A 22,092-nucleotide genomic window follows, 5' to 3' on the forward strand; every position below is an offset into this window, starting at 1 on the left:
GTTTAGAACGCTTACCAGCCGCATGCTTAAAAACAGACCACACTTCTTTCGCTACCACTGCTCTAATCAAATAAAAGTTTCGAGATCTCGACAGCCTCTTACAACGCCCAAACCGGTGTTAAGCCAATCACTGACGCTAATAACATCAGCAATGCTATCGTTAACTGCAGCTTCTCAGGTGTTTTGACAAACAGCAAATGCCAACACCAAACCACGATAGAAGAGATAAGCAAAGCAAAGCTAAACAACAAGGTAGAGATAACAGGTTCTAGTTGGGCTTCAGAAAGTGAATAAACGTTAATCACGGTCGCCAACACCACCAGCATACCACTTAATACGCCCACAACAGGCAGAACGCGGTGAAATGCTTGTAAGCGCGTTCTTGCGATAGTTAGCAGTAAATGTCCGAAAGAAGCACCCAGTAGAGCCACTAGCAACACAGTCGCAATAATACCAACCGGGTTTACCTGTTCGCTTGCTTGAATAGCGACGTATGACAGCGCCAAACCACACGCAAGATACATCACCCAGATAGGGCCTGAGTCACGTGTCTTCTTAGTTTGAACTTGAGAATAGAAATAGAAGATAGCGAATACGATCAGAAACGCTTCAATTCTTAATGAAGCAACAGCAAGCCAAAGCACGCCAATTGCAGGTAACATCTTGTGAATACGGCCACGTTGACCAGGGCAAATATCACCCTTCACTAAGATTAAAGTTAAGATCAGTTGGGCTCCTAATAGCATGGGAGCAAATTGTACTAATAATGATTCGACCATTGTGGATCTACTTATTCAGACTTATTTTCGCGAATAATATCAAAAACTGCTGTGAACACTAATCAAAATCACAAATTAGCGACGTTATTCAAGGCTTCAACTACGCTGTTGCATGGGGTGCCGGGTGCTGGTTAACGACTGAATCCGAAAAACATCAGAACTAACAGGGGTATGTTCTACTGGCTAGTCTAGGCTCATGCCGCTATAATTCCCGCCTCAAAAATCAGAGGTTGAAATATGTACAGCGATATCACTCCTATTCACGAACACAAAAAATACTGGGCCGAGTGCTACGGAACAGCACCCTTTTTGCCTACCAGTAGAAAGGAGATGGATGCTCTTGGATGGGATAGCTGTGATATTATTATTGTAACTGGTGACGCTTATGTCGATCACCCGAGCTTTGGTATGGCTATCATTGGCCGCTTGCTTGAAGCTCAAGGTTTCCGCGTGGGCATCATTGCCCAACCAAAGTGGGACAGTAAAGATGCCTTCATGGAACTCGGTAGACCTAACCTATTCTTCGGCATCACAGCGGGTAACATGGACTCCATGATCAACCGCTATACCTCTGATCGCAAACTTCGTCACGACGATGCCTACACACCAAACAATGAAGGTGGTAAGCGTCCTGACCGTGCAACTCTGATTTATTCTCAACGTTGTCGTGAAGCCTACAAAGGCACACCAATCGTTCTAGGTGGTATTGAAGCAAGCTTACGTCGCGTTGCGCACTACGACTACTGGTCTGATAAAGTTCGTCGCTCTGTCTTGTTTGATGCAAAAGCAGACATCCTTCTTTTCGGTAACGCCGAGCGTGCACTGGTTGAAGTGGCACATCGCATTGCTGACGGCGAAGACATGTCAACGCTGACAAACATTCGTGGCACAGCAATCAACCTGCCTGCAGCGCCTGAAGGTTACAAAATTATCGATTCTTCTCGTATCGAAAAACCGAACAAAGCCTACGTTCCGGTTAACCCGTACGAAGTAGAAACACAGTGTGATACCAAGAAAGACGAAAAAGAAGAAGTAAAGGCGCAGCCTATTACTATTCGCCCTTCTCGTCACGACGCAAAAACAACCGCAGTTCGTATCCCTGGTTTCGAAAAGCTAAATAACGACCGCATTCTTTACGCTCACGCTAGCCGTATTCTGCACCTAGAGACTAACCCGTATTCAGGTCGTGCTCTTATTCAACGTCACGGTGACCGCGAGCTGTGGGTAAACCAAGCCCCAATTCCTCTTGCAACTGAAGAGATGGATTACGTGTTTGGCCTTGCGTACAAGCGTGTTCCCCACCCAATGTATGGCAAAGCAAATATTCCTGCATACGACATGATCAAAACTTCGGTTAACATCATGCGTGGTTGTTTTGGTGGTTGTTCTTTCTGTTCAATCACAGAGCACGAAGGTCGTATCATTCAGAACCGTTCGAAAGAATCGATCCTGGATGAAATCGAAGACATTAAAGATAAAGTACCTGGCTTTACCGGTACTATTTCTGACTTGGGTGGCCCAACAGCGAACATGTATCGCTTAGGTTGTTCTGATCCTAAAGCTGAAATTAACTGTCGTCGCCCATCATGTGTGTTCCCTAAAATCTGTGAAAAACTGAACACAGACCACCAACACACTATTGACCTTTACCGCTCTGCGAGGAAGGTTCCGGGCATCAAGAAAGTAATGATCGCATCAGGTGTTCGTTATGACCTTGCGATTGAGTCTCCAGAATACGTACGTGAGCTTGTGACTCACCACGTTGGTGGTTACTTGAAGATCGCTCCAGAGCATACTGAAAAAGGCCCTCTGGATCTGATGATGAAGCCGGGCATGGGCACTTACGATCGTTTCAAAGAGATGTTCGAGAAGTACAGCGCTGAAGCAGGTAAGAAACAGTATCTAATTCCTTACTTCATCTCTGCTCACCCAGGCACGGAAGACGAAGACATGCTTAACCTTGCATTGTGGCTGAAAAAGCATAACTACGAGTGTGACCAAGTACAGAACTTCTACCCATCGCCAATGTGCAATGCTACGTCGATGTACTACTCAGAGACCAACCCTCTGAAGCGCGTGAAATACAAAAAGCGTGAAGATGTTCCAGTGCCTAAAGGCGATCGTCAACGTCGTCTGCATAAAGCATTGCTTCGTTACCACGATCCAGAAAACTGGAAAATCATCCGTGAAGCGCTAATCAGCATGGGCAAAAAACATCTAATTGGTGACAAAGCGAACTGCTTAGTACCAGAAGAAGATTTTGAAGCTCAGACACCGGCACAGCGTCGTAAGTCTGGTCGTCACGGCTCACAACGTTTCGCAACTAAGCACAGTAAAGCTCAACCGGGTCTTGGAGGCGAAAGCCCACGTAACCATTCTAAGCCTGGTGGCAATAAGCCTAAACCGGGTAGTAAGAAGCCAACAGGCAGCCAAAGCAACGGTAATCAGGGCAACGGGAAGCAGAACGGTAATGGTAATAAACCAGCGACTGGCTTCATCAAAAAAGCCCCTGCTAGCCAGCAATCGCAAGGTAGTGGCGGCGGAAATGGCAAGCCAAACCGCAACAAAGCGGGCAATGGTCAAGGTGTTAAACCTGCTAGTAACGGAAAGAATCGCCAGCGCGCAACACAACGTTAATATAGCGAGACATTGACTTCGCTATCGTAAAAACACAAAGCGCATTAGCTGCGCTTTGTGTTTGGAAGATATTCCAAGCCGTTTACATAAACAGACCTATGAACGCTGCCACTGGTCAGGATAATGGATGATGTTATGGAAAACCGCTTGTTCAGTTCCGATGTTCTTGTATCCATGAAGTTGTTCGGCATTAAAACGCACCGCTTGTCCCGGGCTCAATTCATACCAGTCATCATCGAAGAACACCGCCATACAACCTGAGATACACAAGATATGCTCAATCACTCCGGTACTGTGTGGTTCAGAAAAGTGCTCATAGTCCTCTGCTAGCCCAAGCTCATAAACTTCAAAACCTAACGATGGTTCAAAAGGAAAAACAACACTTACCGAGAAGCCCTTATTCAGGCTTTCATCGCGCAGTTCATTAGCGTCTCGGAACAAGCTCACCAGTTCATCACTAGAGCAAGACAGAATCAAACTCGAGAATGAAACGTTCAAGCCCGTGGCGATTTGCCATAGCTTCGAGACGGTTGGGCTCGATTCACCACGTTCAATCTGTCCTAGCATCGCTTTGCTGACACCAGTCGCCTTTGCGGTCGCGTCAAGGCTCCACCCTTTCTCTTTACGAATTCGTTTTAGGTTGTGGCTGACTTGCAACTCATTTTGACCACTCAAACTCTCTTTTAGGTCAAAGCTAGCTTCTACATTCATGTTCTTCGGCATGTTTCGTTCATCTACCTACTTAAGTTTGCTCGCGACTAAAATTACTACGAACAAAATTTATACAAATAGCACTTGTGCGCTATAACGCACAGATGCTAAGCTGAGTTCTATGTATGTTATAACGCACAACGAGAGTAGTTAGTATGGGTCAGATTAAATTTTCTCACATCAGTACTGGTTTTATTGCAGTATTTATCGGTTATGCGAGTGCGGCGGCGATCATCTTCCAAGCTGCAACCAGTGCGGGAGCAAGCCAACAACAGATTGCTTCATGGTTTTGGGCGCTTGGGATTGGTATGGGCGCGTCGACGATTCTATTGTCGTGGCGATACAAACAACCGGTAGTGACCGCTTGGTCGACACCGGGCGCTGCGCTACTTATCACCTCTTTGGACGGGCTCAACGTAGAGCAGGCCGTGGCTATCTTCCTGTTTAGTTCACTGCTGATCACGATTACGGGTCTAACTGGCATCTTTGACACGCTGCTTAAACGAATACCCACATCAATTGCCTCTGCGATGCTGGCTGGTGTGTTGTGGATGTTTGGAATTGGAATTTTCACCTCTCTGTCTCAAGAGGCCATTATCATCGGCACCATGTTAGCTGCGTATATTTTTGCTAAGCCTAAGTTTGGTAATCTGCTGATTCCTTTTATCTTACTGCTTGCCGTCATAATGAGTAGCGTTGCCGGAAAGCTCGATTTATCAGATGTGAACTTAACGCTGACTCAGCCTATGTTCATCACGCCCGATTTTGATTTGGCGTCTCTGTTGAGTGCTGGGATTCCGTTATTTGTGGTGACAATGGCATCACAGAACCTGCCTGGGTTCGCGGTATTGAAAGCCAATGGTTATAACCCACCAGCGTCACGAATTATCACCACGACAGGCGTTACCGGTTTGTTGCTAGCTCCCTTTGGTGGTTTTGCCTTTAACTTGGCAGCACTGACAGGGGCAATATGCATGAGTCCTAACGCTGACCCAAATCCGAAAAGTCGTTACAAAGCAGCATTAGCGATGGGTGGTTTCTATTTGTTGGCGGGGGTATTAGGCACAACCTTTGTTTCTCTATTTTCATCGGTTCCGCAAGCCATCATTATTACCATTGCGGGGTTAGCCTTATTACCGACACTTGCGAACAGCCTGACGACAGCACTTGCTGATGACACACACACAGAAGCGGCATTGATCACCTTTATGCTGACTGCCTCTGGGATTAATTTTGCTGGCGTTGGCAGCGCATTTTGGGGACTGTGTTTGGGTTTAGTCTGTTACGGTATAAAAAATTGGCAGTTAAAAGCGGCTCAAGCAAAGCAGGCTCAACCTACACAAGCGAACGAAAGCAAAGAACAGAGTTAGAATTACCAATCGTCTAAATAGTCAATGTTCAATAAAAAAGGCAAGTCATGGGATGACTTGCCTTTCTCTTTCTTGTCTAACGGGTAAAGACCCAATATTGACTAAACAGATAGTTAGTGACCATGCCTACCAAGATACCAACCGCCATAGCAATAAATACTGCCCCAGTAAACGCGGGTAGTCGTTCCGTCATCAGCTTAAAGCACAGTAAATTAGGTACTGCCGATATCGACGCTGAGAACATGAACTTTTGCCACTGGATCAGTTTTTCAGACCAATTCCCCTGCCCTTTGAACCCAAAAGTCAGCACACGATTACCAAACCAGGTTGTCGTTGCAGCAGCAATGAAGGAGCCAATTCGCGCAGTCATTAAAGGCAACCCAATAACGTAATGGAGCAATACAAACACTAGGGCGTGTTGATCTTTGCTGTACATTCCGTGTTCAACAATACATCGGTAGCCACATTAACATGAATGCCAGTGATAACATGCTGGCATAATTCCTTTCTAGCTTGTCATATCTACTTGAAATAGCTCGATAATGCTTAATTCTCCCAAAGGCATTTTCGACCAAGTGACGATACTTGTATAGACACCAATCCATACTGTCTTTGTCTATATCTTGTCCGTAATTGCGTTTAGCAATTACTGTTTCTCCGCCACGTTCCTTAACAAAATTACGGAAAGGTTCGCTGTCATATCCTTTATCACAAACGATGGTATTAACTTCATCGAGTTGCTCAACTAAGCTTTCGGCATGCACTATATCGTGGCGTTGTCCCTCTGATAAATCAAAGCAAATCGGCAGGCCACCACTATCTACAGCTAAGTGAATTTTGGTTGAGTTGCCCCCGCGACTTTTTCCTATTTGCTCTGAACTTTCAGTAGCTGCACCTGTACTATGCTGATGCGCTCTAACTATAGAGCCATCAAGAAATACCCATTCAAAGTCAGCCATGCTAGATAAGCTTTTGAAAAGATTATCTAAAATCCCTTTCTTTGACCAAAGATTAAATCGTCTGTAAACGGTACTCCACTCTCCGAACTCAGAGGGTAGATCTCGCCAAGGAATACCTGTTCTCATTCGATAAAGTATTCCTTCAAATGTCATTCGATGTTCAGTTTTATCGTAAATACGACCTGTACTTTTCATAACTTGGAGTAGCAGTTCCCAGCGAATATCAGTTAGCATTGTTCTTGGCATGGTATTGGTTATGGTTTTACTTTTGGCGAAGCAAATTATAACTCTTTACCATGCTGTTCAAAAAACACTCACGAAAGATCAACACGCCCTAAGCAATCAACAACAAACCCGCCAACACCAACCACAGCAAACCGAACCATCTTGTGATGGGACTGAAGCCTTTGGTTGTGTGTCTGGAGCTTGTTATTGATCATTCGCAGCCCTGAGTTAACGCCGAACATCACTTTCACTTCGAATGTGACTCAACGACAAATTTGGTTTGATATTGTGGCTATGACAACTGAATAAAGCGCGCTTTGTTTTCACCGTCGGCTCCAAAATACACGTCAACGCATTGTCTTTAATCTTGGTTTCCACTTCCGCTCTTTTACCAATCAGGTAGAACTTGTCGATGCCGTCAAGTTGCTCGATATCAAGTAACTTCTTCGCTTGCCCATGGCTATAAAATTGCCCTGAAAACGGTCGTTTTCCTACATAAAAACTCGGTGATGAATCCGTGATCTGTTCGAAGATGATACGATCACTTTTCTCGTTCGCCTTACCTAAGTTCAAGTAAACCATCGCTATCATCAGCAACACTGGAAGAACCAAGGCCACGCTCGAAAACCACTTCTTATCTTTTTCCACCACAAGTATAGCAACCAACAAACCAAGGGCTGGAATACCCGGTAGAACGTACGCTGGGAGAATGTTGCCCGCCATAGTGAAAAGGATCAGAGGCGAAATCAGCCAGCACACAAGGAATGAAAACAAGCCGCGATTTTCAGTATTAATTTCTGCAATTTTCTTACGGCGAACAAACGCTAGTATAGGTAATACAATCGACCAAGGCGCAGCGGCTTGAATCCAGAATACCCAGATCATGCCTCATGTTTCATCATGAGCGGATCCGTACAGATCCCCTTCCCAACCACTCACGACAAAACGCTTAAAGTGTTCTCCAACAATAAAGTAGTCAATGAAACCCGGTGTCGCCATTTCTGCCATGATGTACCAAGGCAGAGCGATCGCTAACATCACACCTAAGCCAGACAACAATGGGAAACGTTGCCAAAGCGCTTTGAAAGCACCAAAGAAACCGTGTTGTAATACCAACCATGGAAATACTGCGATGCCCATGATGACAATCGCTACAGGCCCTTTTGCAAGCAACCCTAGCGCTAAACCAATAAAGCCAACGTAACCCCAATTTCTATTGGTCTTCGCATTCCCTTCTCTCTTCCGACCCTCTCCTCCTAGCCAACATAGATAGAAACCTAACATGGCAATGGTCATCGCTAAGGTTAACGCGATGTCTGTCATCACAGCACCCGCAGCAATAGAGAAAATACCGCATGTCGCCAACACTACCGCGGTAACCAACGCACTTTGGCCAGTTCGCTTCGCCATGTAAGCCGTCAACAAAATCGTTACGACACCCGCTAACCAATGAGGTGCACGAACGGCAAATTCACTCAAGCCGAACAACTCAATACCCGCAGCACTCATCCATGTAAACAGCGGTGGCTTACCCCAGAAAGGAATACCATAATCAAACTGAGGCGTTAACCAATTCCCTGTTTCCACCATCAGACGTGCCATTTCGCCATAACGCGCTTCTGTGGTGTCCATTAACGGGTAAGTCGCCAGAGATAAAAGCCTTAAAACTAATGCAAAAGCCAACAAATACCATAGGTGCGTTCTGTTCAGGCTCATGCTGACTCCTCTAATTTAAAATGTGTTTTTAATGCAGGTGTATCGACCACCGATTGGATCAGATACAAAGGACGATTCTTGGTTTCAATGAAAATACGACCTATGTACTCACCCATTAAACCAATACTCAGGAGTTGAATACCGCCAAGGGCAAGTTGTACGACCATCATTGACGGGTAACCCGTGATAGGCTCACCAAACATGATGGTTTTGAAAACGATAACTATGCCATATACGAAAGCAGTCAGCGCGACTAGGCCACCCAGTGCTGTGGCGATGCGCAGCGGGCGAATCGAGAACGAAGTAATGCCATCCATCGCCAATCCGATGAGCTTGAGATAGTTCCATTTCGTTTCACCGCAGAAACGAGCATCACGCTTAAATTGGAGTGTCGCTTGTCGGAAACCCGGCCATGAAAAAATGCCTTTCATGTAACGGTTACGTTCTGGAAGTTGATTGATATGATCGACGACTTCACGGCTCAGCAGTCTGAAATCGCCAACATTCTCAGGCACATCGATCTTCGCAGCCACGTTCATAACTTTGTAAAAGCTTGCCGCTGAAAACTTTTTAAACCACGTTTCACCATCACGCTTGCTGCGCTGCATATTGACCACGTCGTAGCCTTCGCGCCATTTGGCGATCATTTGCGGAATCAACTCAGGTGGATCTTGTAAGTCAGCGTCTAGCAAAATCACCGCTTGTCCACGACAGTGCTCAAGGCCTGCGCTCATCGCTGACTCTTTACCAAAGTTACGGCTTAAACCAATAACAGAAATCGAGCTGTTGATTGAAGTGAATGAACTCACCAAGTACAAGCTGTTGTCTTTGCTGCCATCGTCGACATAAACAATCTCGCTCGTGATCGGTAAGCTATCGAGAACCTTAGTGAGGAGAGTTAAACTCTTCCAACACCTCTTGTTCATCGTAGAAAGGCACAATGATAGACAGAGAAACTGCAGGGTTGATCTGCGATGTAGATATCTTAGGGCGGCTGATATGAAGTTCAGACATAATACGTTCTTCTATTTTTTAATCTGAGGCCAATCTACCCTCCCATAAGGGCACGAATGTACTTTGTTAATTTGATGTAAACAAAACCGAAGCTCTGTAATCTTTGTCCCATACCGCTTTATTCATCTTCCTGGGTACTGACAAGTTCCCTTCGGATTTTCTAAACAAGTTCTGAACAAAACGTCTGCAACAAGCCATATTTAGTGCTGAATCTCCAGCATAAATACATTGTTCATCTTCTTTGAAAATAACGTCCAACGCCCAGTGCTGCTGGTTCTCGATGTGCCAGTGTTTTCTGGTCGCTTGTAAGGCTAACTCTAACGACAAGTGATCTGTGCAAATATAATACGATGTTTCATAACTTCCTTTCCCTTTGACACTTCTATCTCTCACCACTGCAACAACACTTTTAACGACAGACCACTTTTCTCTGAGTGCTTCACTGAAGGCTGCTGGGAGAACGTAAACCTCACGAACCTCTTTTCTGCCATGCCCTTTATCTTCGGTGATGTATGACTCTTGTTTATCTTCAGGCAAAGACCAATAGTCTTGGAATTGTGCATCCACTTCTGCAAGCAAACTGGGCTGATTCAGTTTGACTTGCACTAAGAAATCGCCACCTTTATCAACCACTTTATTCAGAGTTTCAACCTGACAATGCAGGGCATCAGCCGTTAATAGACATCCTTTTATATCTAAAGTATCTAACAGGTTTTTTATCGCTGTTAGCTCCGTCCCTTTGCCTTTACAGGGTTGATGTGTGAGGGTCAAACCTTCATCAACATCGAATGCCGAGACCATATAAAGGGGGTTATCTTGTTTGTTTGCTTTAGCACCTTTTAGTACCTTCCCGTCAACACTGATGATAGGTTGAGCATGCCTCTCTCTATGCAAATTAACCCAGCCCACCATAGCTTCTAAGAGTGTTTCAGGAACAATAGTCCTCATAATTGCTGCAATATTATGACGAGTAGGAAGGCCATTTTCGTAGGGGAAATACTCACGTAACCAGTCGATATTTCCTTCACCAAAATCCTTGATATCCGTCCACTTGTTTTGACCACAAAGCATGGCTGTTATGACAACAAAAGCGACTTCTATAACAGGGTAGACTTGGTTGATGTGCGAACGGGTATCTTTCACTTTTTTTAGCTGTTCAATGATAATCATGCGAGTTTCTCATATTTTTTATTTCATGATCTGATCGTGACTATCAGGAAAAGTTCCAATTGAAAATAAAGTTATTTATTTTCAATAACTAAAGTTCGATCCCGCCCTTACCCTCCCATAAGTGAAAGTTATGTTATTGACATATTTTTCACGCTCACTCAGGATAATGTTACTGTCAATTTCTGTATGAGAATCAAAATGAAACGAGTTCTATTAGTCGAAGATAACCGTGAAATCGCAGGTGTCTTGTTTGATTATTTTGAGTGTATTGGCATGGAACTCGATTACGCGGACAACGGTGAACTTGGCTTGCAACTTGCGTTGGAAAACTCATTTGATATCATCATATTGGATCTGATGTTGCCAAGAATGGACGGCCTCACGGTTTGCAATAAACTGCGAGACCAAGGCAACGCAACACCTATTTTGATGTTGACCGCCTTAGATAGCCGCGAAGATACGCTAAAAGGCTTTGAACACGGTGCCGATGATTATCTTACCAAGCCTTTTGATTTGGATATTCTAGAAGCAAGAATGAGCGCGTTAGTCCGTCGTTACCGCGGAAAAATGGCCTGTTCTAAGCTTCAGTTCAGTGAACTCACCATCGACCAAAAAACTCGTAAAGCTTACCGCCAAGACAAGCTTCTTGCGCTAAACCCAACCACTTACACCATACTTGAGATGCTTTGCCAAAATGCACCTGAAGTGGTCACTCGCGAAGATATTTCCTACAAGCTATGGGAAGAAGACAAGCCCAACAACGATGTGTTACGCAGTCACATCTATCAATTGCGTAATCAACTCGACAAACCTTTCGACACGCAAATGTTGATTACTGTGCCTAAAGTAGGATTCCGTTTGGAGTCATCGAATTGATCTTCAACGTTCTGACAAGCACTAAAACTCTAACTGGTCGCTTAGCGGTTTTCTTTGGGTTAATGGCCGTGATTGTATCTGCATTCGTCTATGTGGTCTTTATATCCGCACTGTTTTTGTCTGAAGATCGCGTCGGCGAGAGACGAATCCTAATAGACCGTAATTACGCCGTTAGCCTATTTCAAGCTGGGGAGAGTGGCGCACTAAGAATCGATGAGCTGACCACTGCCTATAATGACCCATCAATCGTGCCTAGAGAATACTAAAACTTATCGAAGGGCGAGAAAACTTTCTTGGCGAAGTTGGTCAAGAACCAAACTCGCGTATGGTCTATGTCGGTGAATATACAGACCATGGTAAAACCTACCCTATTATTCTCCTCGCAGAAATAGACCTTATCGAGCTAGACCAAACAGAATCAGTGTATGCAACAATGCTTATTCTCACATTGCTCTTTATCCTGATTTTTTGTTTTGGTTCGCTACTTTATCGATTATCTAAGCGGCTTATTGAACCATTTAACTCCCTCTCTACACAACTTGAATCGAATAAGATCAACCTCAATGAAGAGTTTGAAGTGAGTGACGATGCTGCGATTGAATTTCGCCAACTGACCGATCAACTCAATCAATATCGTCAAGAAATCAACTCTCTACTCAAGCGCGAACAAGCCTTTGCACGCTATTCAAGCCACGAGTTAAGAACACCGCTGACCGTTGCTCGCGGAGCGAATAAGCTACTCCTTCGTAGTGAAACAACTGAGTTTCAATCTCGCCAGGTTGAGCGTATCGATGACGCCATTGTTCAGATGTCTGAAATGGTCGATGCCCTACTTGGTCTCGTTCGTTATGAAAGAAACAGTGATGATGCACCGCTACGCTTATTTAGTCAGCAAGAGCTAGAGACGATCGTTTCAAAAAACTCTTTACAAGCAGACGAGAAGGAAGTCGAGATAACCTTACAAGTTCAATCAGAACCCACCATTCAAGCCACCAGCGCGATCATGAATATGTTGGTCGGAAACTTGTTGAGAAATGCGATTGCAGCAACCAATAGTGGCACTGTAACCATCACCCTCTCCCAAGACAATCTTTTGATTGAGGACCAAGGCGAAGGCTTTCAGGAACAATACAATCCAAATGGTCATGGGGTAGGCTTGTTGATTGTCGATGACTTGTGTCAGCGCTTCCATTGGGACTTTGAATTGTTCAATCGCAGCTGTGGTGGCTGCACCGCGAAAATTGCCTTTCAGAACGATTCACCCTTGCCCATATCAGACCAGATAAACTCGTAGTACTAAACTCAATATCCACCGAAAACTTGATTTAGGTGGTTTACAGAGCTCGCTCGCTACTAGATACTCATTGGTCCTATTTGATTTAAAAATGCTGGCTCTTTAGTCAGCATTTTATCTAAGTGCGATGAAACTAAATAATAGCCCTGTAACTCAGCATCAATACAACGATCACACCTTTTTCTTAAAGCGTGACGACCAGCTTCACTCCCACTTTTGCGGCAACAAAGCCCGAAAATTCATGAAGCTGTTGGAAGACGAACATCCAGAAACCACCACCTTGATCAGTTATGGTTCTGCGCAAGCGAACTCTCTGTTCTCACTATCCGCACTCGCAGAGATTAAAGGCTGGACGCTTGAGTTTTACGTAGACCACCTTCCTCAATGGCTACAAGAACGTCCTATCGGTAATTACCGTGGTGCGATTGACCTTGGAGCTAAGGTTATCTCAACCAGAGAGATGGGCTCGGCACTTCATCCACAAGAGTATATTGAGCAAGTAAGGCAACCAGACTCCCACTGTATTGTTTTGCCAGAAGGTGGCCGCTCTCAGCTTTCTGAGTATGGTGTTAAGCAACTGGCGATGGAGATACTCAGCTGGACTCGCTTCGAAAACAAACACGATTTTGTGGTTGTACTACCCGCTGGTACAGGTAGCACATCGCTGTATCTTCATAAGCATTTAAAGTTGCACAACATCCCTGTATTAACCTGCGCTTGTGTCGGTGGCAGTGACTATCTTACGCAACAATTTAATGAGCTTGGTGAATCCGATCATCCACAGATATTACCGCTCAGAACCAAGCACCACTTTGGTAAGTTGTATCAGCAGGATTATAAAACTTGGTTGGATCTACAAGAGCAAACCGACATTGAATTTGACCTGCTGTATGATCCTTTGATGTGGCAATGCTTGGAACAATGGCAACAAGAGAACCCAACCAAAACCATCATCTACATCCATCAAGGTGGCATCTTAGGTAACGAGTCGATGTTGCCGCGCTATCAGCGTAAATATCCAGATATGTGCAGCAGCACGACCAACGCTTCTTGGTAACTGTTCTCCTTACTTCTCACTCAAGTTACTTGAATTTCCGTTTTCTCAAAACACCGCCAAACAGCCATCACACTTCATAAGTGATGGTTGTTTAACGTATTTCACCTTCATTTTTCACCTCTACTCTTACATTTAAAATTAGAGACAGAAATCTGGCGAGAATCATCGCGTTATCTATACTTTCGATTGGAACGTCATTGTCATCGAAAGGAATAACACATGCGAACACTCACTACGCTAAGCTTGTTTTCAGTTTTACTGCCCTTCTCTGCAATTTCGGGAGAAAACGTTACTTATCAAGTCGACGGTATGGACTACGAAGGTTATTGGAGTGAAGCCAGTGATCAAGCGCCTTTGGTGCTGCTAGTGCATGATTGGGACGGCTTAACCGATTACGAAAAGAAGCGTTCCGAGATGCTCAACGAACTCGGTTACAACGTGTTCGCCATCGACCTATTTGGTAAAGGCATCCGCCCAACCGAAGCGAAAGACAAAAAACAACACACCGGTGACTTGTATAAAGACAGAGAAAAAATGCGCGCGCTACTTAATGCAGGAGCAATTGAAGCGAAAAGGCTTGGCGGTAACTTAGATAATAACGTGATGATGGGCTATTGTTTTGGCGGCGCTGCTGTTTTAGAAGCTGCACGTGCAGGTATCCCTTCGAAAGCTTATGTCACTTTCGATGGTGGTTTATCAACACCGAAAGGCCAAGATTACTCTCAGACTAAAGCTCCTATCGTCGTATTCCATGGCACAGCAGATTCGGTGATTTCAATGCAAGATTTTGGTAACCTCGCCGCTCAACTTGAAACGACCAAGGTTCCTCATGAAATGGTCACCTACAGTGGTGCTCCACACGCATTTACCGTGTTCGGATCAAATAATTATCAACAGGAAGCAGACCAAAAATCATGAGATCGCTTTACTCATGTGTTAGAAACTACGACCCGATAAGCCAATCAGCCCATCAGCCCATCAGCCCATGCTTAATGATAAACGTGGGCTGATCCGTATAACCAAGTATTTGGATGAACTACATGTAACGGTGGATACTCAAGTCGTCTGCTTTTATATCGCAATCAGAGCCACTGACCACACTAGCTAACAGCTTTCCTGAACCACATGCCATCGTCCAGCCCAACGTCCCGTGGCCAGTATTAGTAAACAAATTCTTGATGGGTGTTTTTCCGATAATAGGTGTTCCATCTGGCGTCATTGGTCTTAGTCCTGTCCAGTACTCTGCCTTAGAAAAATCCCCTGCTTGAGGAAAGAGGTCTTTGATCACCATATCAATCGTGGATTTGCGTTTTTCTGGAATGAGATAATCAAAACCAGCAAGCTCTGCTGTTCCAGCAATACGAATACGATCATCGAAACGAGTCATCGCCACCTTATAGGTTTCATCCATTACGGTAGAGGTCGGTGACTTATCGGCATTAACGATCGGTAGTGTTAGTGAATAACCTTTGACTGGATAAACCGGGATAGACAAGTCGACTTGCCTCAGCAAATCACGAGAATAACTGCCCGAAGCAACCACGTAAGCGTCCGCTTTGAGTTCACCTTGGGTTGTAGTAATACTCTCAATGGTTTGATGTTTATGATTGAGCCTCACTACTTCGGTATCAAACAAAAACTGAACGCCAAGTTGCTTCGCTTTTTCAGTCAAGGTTAAACAGAACTGATGACAATCACCGGTTTCATCGTGTGGTAAATACAGGCACCCACCAGCTTATCTTTAACGTCAGCTAAACCCGGTTCTATGGATAAGCACTGCTCAACATCAAACAGCGAATGCTCAATTCCGCTTTCTTTGAGAAGCTTCATATCTTGCTGAATAAAATCCAATTGCTTCTCGCTTCGAAACACTTGCAGTGTCCCTTTCTGTCTACCTTCATAAGCCAGTTCTTCAATGGTTCTCAGGTGGGACAGACAATCACGACTGTAATTTGCCACTCTCAACATGCGAGATTTATTCTGTGCGTATTTGGCTTCATTGCAATTGGCGAGCATCTTAGTCACCCAAGAAACCAATTCAGGGGAAAGTGACGGTTTAACTTTTAATGGCGCATGCTCTTGGGTGAGCCACTTCATCGCTTTTAAAGGGATTCCGGGGGCGGCCCATGGAGAAGAATAGCCGTAAGAGATTTGGCCAGCATTCGCAAAACTGGTTTCCTTACCACTGCTATCTTGACGATCGATAACCGTCACCGAGTGACCCTCTTTCGCCAAATACCAAGCACTGGTCAACCCAATAACACCACTACCAATAACGATAACTTCCACTGCATCCACCTTTTATGTCACGCAACATTCTTGTAACTTTCGGACACTTTATTGAGCGAACATTGACTTAACAAGACAGTTAGCGTTGATAAAAAGTCATCATTTACAATTAAAAGAAATACTCGGGATTACAAAACGATAGCGTGGGCATCGCTACGTAAAAAAGACGTGTTCTCCATTAAGAAATCAAGGAAGGTTTCAGCCTGAATACTCAGCTCTCTTCCTTTCAAAGATTGCACCTTAACAGTCGCTTTAGATAATACCTCGAGTGCCGTTGGCACGACTTCTATGCGGCCTGATTTTATCTCTTCAAGAACCGTCAGCTTAGGCATAAAAGTGACGCCAAGCCCCGCAACAACAAAGTTAGTCAGCGCAGTAACCGAGTTGGTTTGTAATTTAGGTTGGAGAATAAAATGCGACATTTGCTCAGCATGTTTTACTAACCGTCCCATACCGGTCGAAGTGTCTATTAAAGCCAGCGATACATCTTTGATTTCTTGCAGCGTCACTGGCGTCTCTTTCATTGTTAGAAAGTGCCCTTTTGGAGCGATAAGTTCTAGTGGGTGACTGCGTTCCACATGCGTTCGTAGTTTTGGATGCGGTGCTGCTGCGTAAGTGATAGCAAAATCGATCTGCTGATCTTCAAGCATCTTAACCGCATCCAAAGCACCGGCTATTTCTATCGACAAGTTGATGTCCGGATATCGGGTCATAAAGGTCTGCATCGGCTCAGACACTAAATTGGTGATAAACCCTTCACCAATCGCAATACTGACGCTACCACCGGTCAGATTTTTAAGCTTGGTCAATTGAGTTAATACTGCAGCCTCACCTCTTATAATAGTGCGATAGTGATTCAACAACTCGTTTCCCGCTTCCGTTAAATAAGACAGGCGATTATTACGCTCCCACACCTTCATCTCAACCTGATCTTCAAGTTGAGAGAGCATACGACTCACTGCTGCAGGATCAACATTCAACATCTTCGACGCTTTACGTAACGAACCGTATTTCGATAAAGCATTAAGGTATTCCAGCGCGCGGATATTAAAGTGATGCATTCAACTTCCTTGTGATTCAAGTGACACTAAGAACAAGCGTCTCATAAATTCGGCATTAGCCTATATTCCAATTTGACAAGATAGAGCTTGCGCTCATCAACTTGTGCACCGAGTCACTTCAAGACTATGGTTGATCAGCTATTCAGTATGTTTTGTTTGTTCCAAATAAGACAAAGGCGACAACTTTCGTTATCGCCTTTGTCCTGCCCATTGTTGATTGCTGTTTGCTGACTAAAAATGAGTAACGACTATTTCAACGCCAATAATTTATCTGTGAACTCAGCAAAGCCATATCCACCTGGTTTCTGCATCACAACAACCGGATGATGCGATAACTTCGTCCAATAGTGCTCAATGTTCGCCACACCAACACTGAAAGGTAGGGCTTCAAACATAAACTGATCATTCATAGAATCGCCAACATAACAGGCATGTTGGATCATCTCTTCATAAGACAACCCTTTCTCTTTTAAAAAGGCCGTTGAAGTGGCTCTTTTCGAGTGCTCACCATACCAAGCATTAATGTGAATAGAGCTTGCTGTTGCATGTGCGCCTAGCGCGTGAATCTTAGAGACAATCTCTTCAATAATGGCATCGTCGACTTTAAGACGATTTTGACCGATATCGATCGCAACCTCACACAAGCGATAAGACTGATCCAGTGTTAAACTGAGCTCTGGGTAATCACTCAAAATAGCTAATACTTGTTCTTTAAGCTTACTCTGATTGGCACTAATTTCTGGCAAAGGGATATCAGAACGCAATGTCAGATAACCATTTTTCTTTTCCATAATAAACGCACCATTCTCGCCAAGAACTACATCAACAGGCCACAGCTGAGCAATATGATCACACCAACCAGCGCAGGCACCCGTTACAGCCACTACCTTTTTCCCCGCATCTCTTAGCGCTTTCAAGGCCACTAATGTTTCTGGTGGCAACTGTCCCTGCCAAGTTAAGGTATCGTCGACATCTGTCAGTACCCAATCAATGCTTTTCCAATTTTGGTCTAAATCATTCGTTACCGAATTCATTTCTACACCCTCAAATATAAACTAACTTATTAGTGTTAAAGTAAATTCGGTAAAAACATCACTAAACTTTCAGAGAAAGTCAGCAACATCAACACCGACAATAAAGCGAGTAGCAAAGGTACTACTTCTTTTACAAAGTCGACCATACGAACCTTCAAGATAGAACACACAGTAAACATCATCGAACCGAACGGTGGCGTTACACCACCAATCATAATATTAACGATCACGATAATCCCGAAGTGAACCGGGTTTACGCCTAAGTTAAGCACGGCCGGAAGCAGCAATGGCGTTAAGATGATCATTGCGGCGCCACCCTCAATGAACATGCCGACCACTAGCAACAGTACGTTAATCAACAACAGTAAGACTAACTTGTTGTCGGTAAGCTCAATCAAAGCAGAAGCAACATTGTGTGGGATCTGCTCTAGCGTCATGTAGTAACCAAATACCATAGCTCCGATAATGATGAACATAACGCTACTGGTGCCCTGCACCGTCTCACGCATGATGAGGGGGATGTGTTTCAAACCCAGTTGACGATAAACAAAAAAACCAATAATCGAACAAAGCAATACGGCAATTGCACCCGCTTCGGTAGGCGTAAACAAACCAAAACGCATGCCCAAAATAATACCAAAGGGAATCAGCAAAGCAGGAATCGCTTTTAAAAAGTAATGAAAACGCTCTTTGGCAGAAGCTGGCTCAGAACGTGAAGGCTTATAACGACGCTTACGAGCAATAAACGCAATAGTCACCATTAGGGACAACGCCATCAAAAATGCAGGCACATATCCCGCAATAAACATCTGATGAACGGAGACATTCGCCAACAGAGCGAAGATAATTAAGTTAATACCCGGTGGAATAACTGGGCTGATACTTGATGATGCCGCAGTTACAGCCGCCGTGAATGGCAGATCATAGCCACGCTTGGTCATTTCAGGAGCAAGAATCTTCGATTGCATCGCCGCATCCGCATTTGCAGAACCAGAGATGCCGCCCATTAACGTACTCAGCGCCACATTAACCTGCGCCAGGCCACCCGTTTTGTGACCAATCATTGAGTCTGCAAACGCCAACAAGCTTTTACTGATCCCCGCATAATTCATCACCGAACCAACCATGATAAAGAACGGAATGGCCAACAATGGAAATGACTCTGTTGAGCTAATAAAGCGCTGCATTACCAAACTGACGGGAATCGAGTCATTAATAAAAAGAAAGTACACCATTGCCGATGCGATCAATGAAAACGCAATGGGTATATTCAATAGAAACAGAACAAAAAGAATGAGGATTGGAAGATAGCTTTCCATTAATCGTACCTACTTAAAAGAGCGCTTTAGAGAAGCGATATCGCTGACGATGAATCGAACCGTGTGGATTGCCATCAATGAAAAACAAAGTAACAGCACACCATTGATAGCAAAATATGACATGCCCATCACTGGCGTTACCTTGTTGGATAACATCAGGTATTGATAACTCAGAACAGCCATCAAGATGTTCAGAGCCAGTAGGAAGAAGGAAACACATAACCTAAATGGGATTTTTGCTTTTTCTGGCAGCATGGCGACCACCACATCAACACCCATGTGAAGCTTGTGTTTATAGCAGGAACTAATGCCTAAATAGACAGCCCATATGAAGCAAATAACCGAGAGTTCTTCGCTCCAAGGGACAACAAATCCAAACCCATAACGCAAAACAACGTTAATAATAACCACTAAAACGGTAATAGAAATAGAAATAGAGGCGAGGATTTCTTCAATATTTTTCAATAAAAACAAGAGACTTCTCCAATGAAATACCCAACATCACGCCGGTTACTTCAGGAATAAAACGGCCTGAAGGAAATCAGGCCGTCTTCATTAACAAATTAATCTACATTCGCACAATTACTGTGCTGCTCGAATCGTGTCCAACTCTTTCATGATCGTTGCGTGTATACCTTCGCTCCATGTTGGGAATTGGTTGTACACGTCAGCTGTCAACTCATTGAACTCATCCGAGTTCACTTCATTAAACGTAACGCCTAGCTCTTCAAGTTTCTGCGTGTATTCAACATCAAGCTTAACCAGCTCTGTAGTGTTAGATTCCGCGCCGGCTTCTAGCTCTTCATTGATGATTTGCTGCTGCTCTGGCGTAAACTTGTCCCAAAGAGTCGGTGAAATGTAGATACCAACCGTGCCTAGGAAGTGTTTAGTCAAAGACATATTCTTCGCTACTTCATAGATTTTGGTTGAGTACATCGTTAAAATCGAACCTTCAAGGCCGTCAACAACTCCTTGTTGAACACCTGCATAGGTTTCTGGGAATGGCAGAGAAGCTGGAGCCGCGCCCATTGCTGAAAGTGTGCTAATGAACAACTGGCTTTGCGGAACACGAATGCGCATCCCTTTCATATCTTCAGAGTTCACTATTTCTTTATTAGTGATCATGTGACGGAAGCCAAACATGTAGTCTGCATTCAGTACTTTAATGCCTTTCTCTTCAGCTTTAGCTTTCAAACCCGCAACAAATTCCGTATCCATCATCGCTAAATATTCATCATACGTGTTGTACAACATTGGGCCTGCCAGTGCAGCGAAGTCTGGTACGTAATCACCTAGGTAGGTTAAATCCTCAACGGCAATCCAGTTTGCGCCGTTAACGACTTGCTCCAAGTTGTCTTTATAAACCGGTAATTGACCACCTGGGAAAACTTTAATATTTACTGAACCTTCGGTTCTTTCGCGTATTTTATCGGTCGCTTTAATGAGTTCTTGGGTTAACAGCTCGTTTTGAGTGAACACAAGGCTCATATTGATATTGATCGGCTCGTCTTTATCGTCCGTTCCGTCCTTGTCAGCTTCACCACAACCAACAAGTAACGTTGCCGCCATAATTACTGTACCTAATAGCTTTTTCATTTTTTAATCACCTTATCGTGGCTATCTTTTCTAAATATAAAGGGGGTTATTAAGTTTTCGTAGAGTATGTAAGTGAATTATTACATTCATATGAACATTTATCTTAACCACATGAACACATTGAGGATAAGGTCTCACTATTGTATAAACTCTAACCGACTTCTTTTAACCAGTTCTCAGTTAAAATGGGTTGATATAGCCTATCGATAATAAATCTGTAATAAAATAGAGCTAACGTCCCCTAAATTTTCAAATGAACATCGAGAGAACATTATGATTACAGGCCACCGCGGTGCCGCTTCTTTAGCACCAGAAAATACGTTAGTCAGTATTGAGCAAGCAGCGAAAGCAGGAGCAGACTGGGTTGAAATTGATGCCCAACTCAGTGCCGACGGTATCCCTATGGTTTTTCATGATAAAACGGTGAACCGCTGCACTAATGGGACTGGTAATATTGCAGACTTAGATCTCTCTGCGCTCAAAGCTTTAGACGCAGGCAGTTGGTTTGGTAGTGAGTTTGTAGGAACCTCGATTCCGACGTTAAGTGAAGCGCTAGACAAGTGCCTCGAACTCGGTCTTACTCTGAATCTTGAGATCAAGATATATGACGATAAAGCAATAAAACCTTTAGTCGACCAAGTTGTTGCTCTGATAAAGCAAAAGGACTTCCCTAGTGAAAAACTGTTAATATCAAGCTTCAAAAAAGAGGCATTAAGTCTATGCCAAGAGTTAATGCCCGAAGTTAGACGAGGGTTTATCTGCGAAGTATGGAATGATTTCAGCCTTGAATCACTCCAGCAACTCGACTTATACAGCATTCATATTGACCACAGAATACTTGATGAACAGACCGCCAAAGCAATCAAGGCTTCAGGCGCAATATTGAAAATATGGACGCTGAACGACCCCAAATTAGCGAGCAAATATCTCAACCTAGGTGTTGATAACATCATCACCGACGTACCCAATAAATTTTAGTGAGCTT

16 protein-coding genes and 5 pseudogenes are annotated in these 22,092 nt (G+C 44.1%); 7 read left to right on the plus strand and 14 right to left on the minus strand.

Annotated elements, in window-relative coordinates; genetic code table 11:
• Positions 1 to 98: 98 nt before the first annotated feature.
• Complete coding sequence (locus ACMAZD_RS10995; protein ID WP_065111093.1) at positions 99 to 779, minus strand: hypothetical protein; 681 nt, start codon at positions 777 to 779, stop codon at positions 99 to 101.
• Between the two features lie 237 nt (positions 780 to 1,016).
• On the opposite strand from ACMAZD_RS10995, the gene ACMAZD_RS11000 reads away from it, so the two are divergent.
• Entirely contained in the window at positions 1,017 to 3,416 is a 2,400-nt protein-coding gene (locus ACMAZD_RS11000; RefSeq protein WP_435247244.1) for a YgiQ family radical SAM protein, read from the plus strand.
• A gap of 96 nt (positions 3,417 to 3,512) precedes the next feature.
• Here the strand turns inward: ACMAZD_RS11000 and ACMAZD_RS11005 are convergent, their stop codons facing one another.
• Positions 3,513 to 4,139, minus strand: coding sequence for a helix-turn-helix domain-containing protein (locus ACMAZD_RS11005; protein WP_435247245.1), 627 nt, complete (start codon positions 4,137 to 4,139; stop codon positions 3,513 to 3,515).
• Between the two features lie 143 nt (positions 4,140 to 4,282).
• On the opposite strand from ACMAZD_RS11005, the gene ACMAZD_RS11010 reads away from it, so the two are divergent.
• Positions 4,283 to 5,497 (plus strand): benzoate/H(+) symporter BenE family transporter, encoded by a 1,215-nt coding sequence (locus tag ACMAZD_RS11010; RefSeq protein WP_435247246.1) that lies wholly within the window; start codon positions 4,283 to 4,285, stop codon positions 5,495 to 5,497.
• A 76-nt stretch (positions 5,498 to 5,573) separates the two neighbouring features.
• Here the strand turns inward: ACMAZD_RS11010 and ACMAZD_RS11015 are convergent, their stop codons facing one another.
• The 6 genes and pseudogenes from ACMAZD_RS11015 to ACMAZD_RS11040 form a co-directional block, all read right to left on the minus strand.
• Positions 5,574 to 5,933, minus strand: coding sequence for a GtrA family protein (locus ACMAZD_RS11015; RefSeq protein ID WP_435247247.1), 360 nt, complete (start codon positions 5,931 to 5,933; stop codon positions 5,574 to 5,576).
• Positions 5,934 to 5,940: 7 nt separating this feature from the next.
• Positions 5,941 to 6,702 (minus strand): IS5 family transposase, encoded by a 762-nt coding sequence (locus ACMAZD_RS11020; protein WP_435247248.1) that lies wholly within the window; start codon positions 6,700 to 6,702, stop codon positions 5,941 to 5,943.
• Positions 6,703 to 6,791: 89 nt separating this feature from the next.
• Positions 6,792 to 6,923, minus strand: a pseudogene (locus ACMAZD_RS11025) (GtrA family protein); the annotation flags it as partial.
• A pseudogene (locus ACMAZD_RS11030) lies at positions 6,910 to 8,397 on the minus strand (ArnT family glycosyltransferase). The pseudogenes ACMAZD_RS11025 and ACMAZD_RS11030, both read right to left, overlap by 14 nt.
• A pseudogene (locus tag ACMAZD_RS11035) lies at positions 8,394 to 9,411 on the minus strand (glycosyltransferase family 2 protein). Before ACMAZD_RS11035 ends, ACMAZD_RS11030 begins: the two co-directional pseudogenes overlap by 4 nt.
• 66 nt (positions 9,412 to 9,477) lie before the next feature.
• Complete coding sequence (locus ACMAZD_RS11040; RefSeq protein WP_435247249.1) at positions 9,478 to 10,581, minus strand: ISAs1 family transposase; 1,104 nt, start codon at positions 10,579 to 10,581, stop codon at positions 9,478 to 9,480.
• A 198-nt stretch (positions 10,582 to 10,779) separates the two neighbouring features.
• Between ACMAZD_RS11040 and ACMAZD_RS11045 the strand changes: the two genes are divergently transcribed.
• From ACMAZD_RS11045 to ACMAZD_RS11060, 4 genes and pseudogenes are all read left to right on the plus strand, one after another.
• Positions 10,780 to 11,457, plus strand: coding sequence for a response regulator transcription factor (locus ACMAZD_RS11045; RefSeq protein WP_435247250.1), 678 nt, complete (start codon positions 10,780 to 10,782; stop codon positions 11,455 to 11,457).
• Positions 11,454 to 12,751 (plus strand): annotated as a pseudogene (locus ACMAZD_RS11050) (sensor histidine kinase). The gene ACMAZD_RS11045 and the pseudogene ACMAZD_RS11050 overlap by 4 nt, the downstream one beginning before the upstream one ends.
• A gap of 127 nt (positions 12,752 to 12,878) precedes the next feature.
• The gene (locus tag ACMAZD_RS11055) at positions 12,879 to 13,808 is read left to right on the plus strand and encodes a 1-aminocyclopropane-1-carboxylate deaminase/D-cysteine desulfhydrase (protein WP_435247251.1); all 930 of its coding nucleotides are present in this window, start codon (positions 12,879 to 12,881) and stop codon (positions 13,806 to 13,808) included.
• A 219-nt stretch (positions 13,809 to 14,027) separates the two neighbouring features.
• Complete coding sequence (locus ACMAZD_RS11060; protein ID WP_435247252.1) at positions 14,028 to 14,726, plus strand: dienelactone hydrolase family protein; 699 nt, start codon at positions 14,028 to 14,030, stop codon at positions 14,724 to 14,726.
• A 118-nt stretch (positions 14,727 to 14,844) separates the two neighbouring features.
• Here ACMAZD_RS11060 and ACMAZD_RS11065 read toward each other — a convergent pair.
• From ACMAZD_RS11065 to ACMAZD_RS11090, 6 genes and pseudogenes are all read right to left on the minus strand, one after another.
• A pseudogene (locus ACMAZD_RS11065) lies at positions 14,845 to 16,097 on the minus strand (D-amino acid dehydrogenase).
• A 128-nt stretch (positions 16,098 to 16,225) separates the two neighbouring features.
• Positions 16,226 to 17,158, minus strand: a complete 933-nt coding sequence (locus ACMAZD_RS11070; protein WP_435247253.1) for a LysR family transcriptional regulator — start codon at positions 17,156 to 17,158, stop codon at positions 16,226 to 16,228.
• 248 nt (positions 17,159 to 17,406) lie between these two features.
• Positions 17,407 to 18,192 (minus strand): HAD family hydrolase, encoded by a 786-nt coding sequence (locus ACMAZD_RS11075; RefSeq protein WP_435247254.1) that lies wholly within the window; start codon positions 18,190 to 18,192, stop codon positions 17,407 to 17,409.
• Between the two features lie 35 nt (positions 18,193 to 18,227).
• Positions 18,228 to 19,511, minus strand: coding sequence for a TRAP transporter large permease (locus ACMAZD_RS11080; RefSeq protein ID WP_435247255.1), 1,284 nt, complete (start codon positions 19,509 to 19,511; stop codon positions 18,228 to 18,230).
• Positions 19,512 to 19,520: 9 nt separating this feature from the next.
• Positions 19,521 to 19,985: a TRAP transporter small permease gene (locus ACMAZD_RS11085; protein WP_435247256.1), complete on the minus strand. Its 465-nt coding sequence runs from the start codon at positions 19,983 to 19,985 to the stop codon at positions 19,521 to 19,523.
• 108 nt (positions 19,986 to 20,093) lie between these two features.
• On the minus strand, positions 20,094 to 21,107 hold the full coding sequence (locus ACMAZD_RS11090) for a C4-dicarboxylate TRAP transporter substrate-binding protein (RefSeq protein ID WP_435247257.1): 1,014 nt from the start codon (positions 21,105 to 21,107) through the stop codon (positions 20,094 to 20,096).
• Positions 21,108 to 21,380: 273 nt separating this feature from the next.
• Between ACMAZD_RS11090 and ACMAZD_RS11095 the strand changes: the two genes are divergently transcribed.
• On the plus strand, positions 21,381 to 22,085 hold the full coding sequence (locus ACMAZD_RS11095) for a glycerophosphoryl diester phosphodiesterase (RefSeq protein WP_435247258.1): 705 nt from the start codon (positions 21,381 to 21,383) through the stop codon (positions 22,083 to 22,085).
• Positions 22,086 to 22,092: the final 7 nt, after the last annotated feature.

This window comes from Vibrio sp. nBUS_14, from assembly GCF_051201655.1.
Lineage (GTDB): Bacteria > Pseudomonadota > Gammaproteobacteria > Enterobacterales > Vibrionaceae > Vibrio.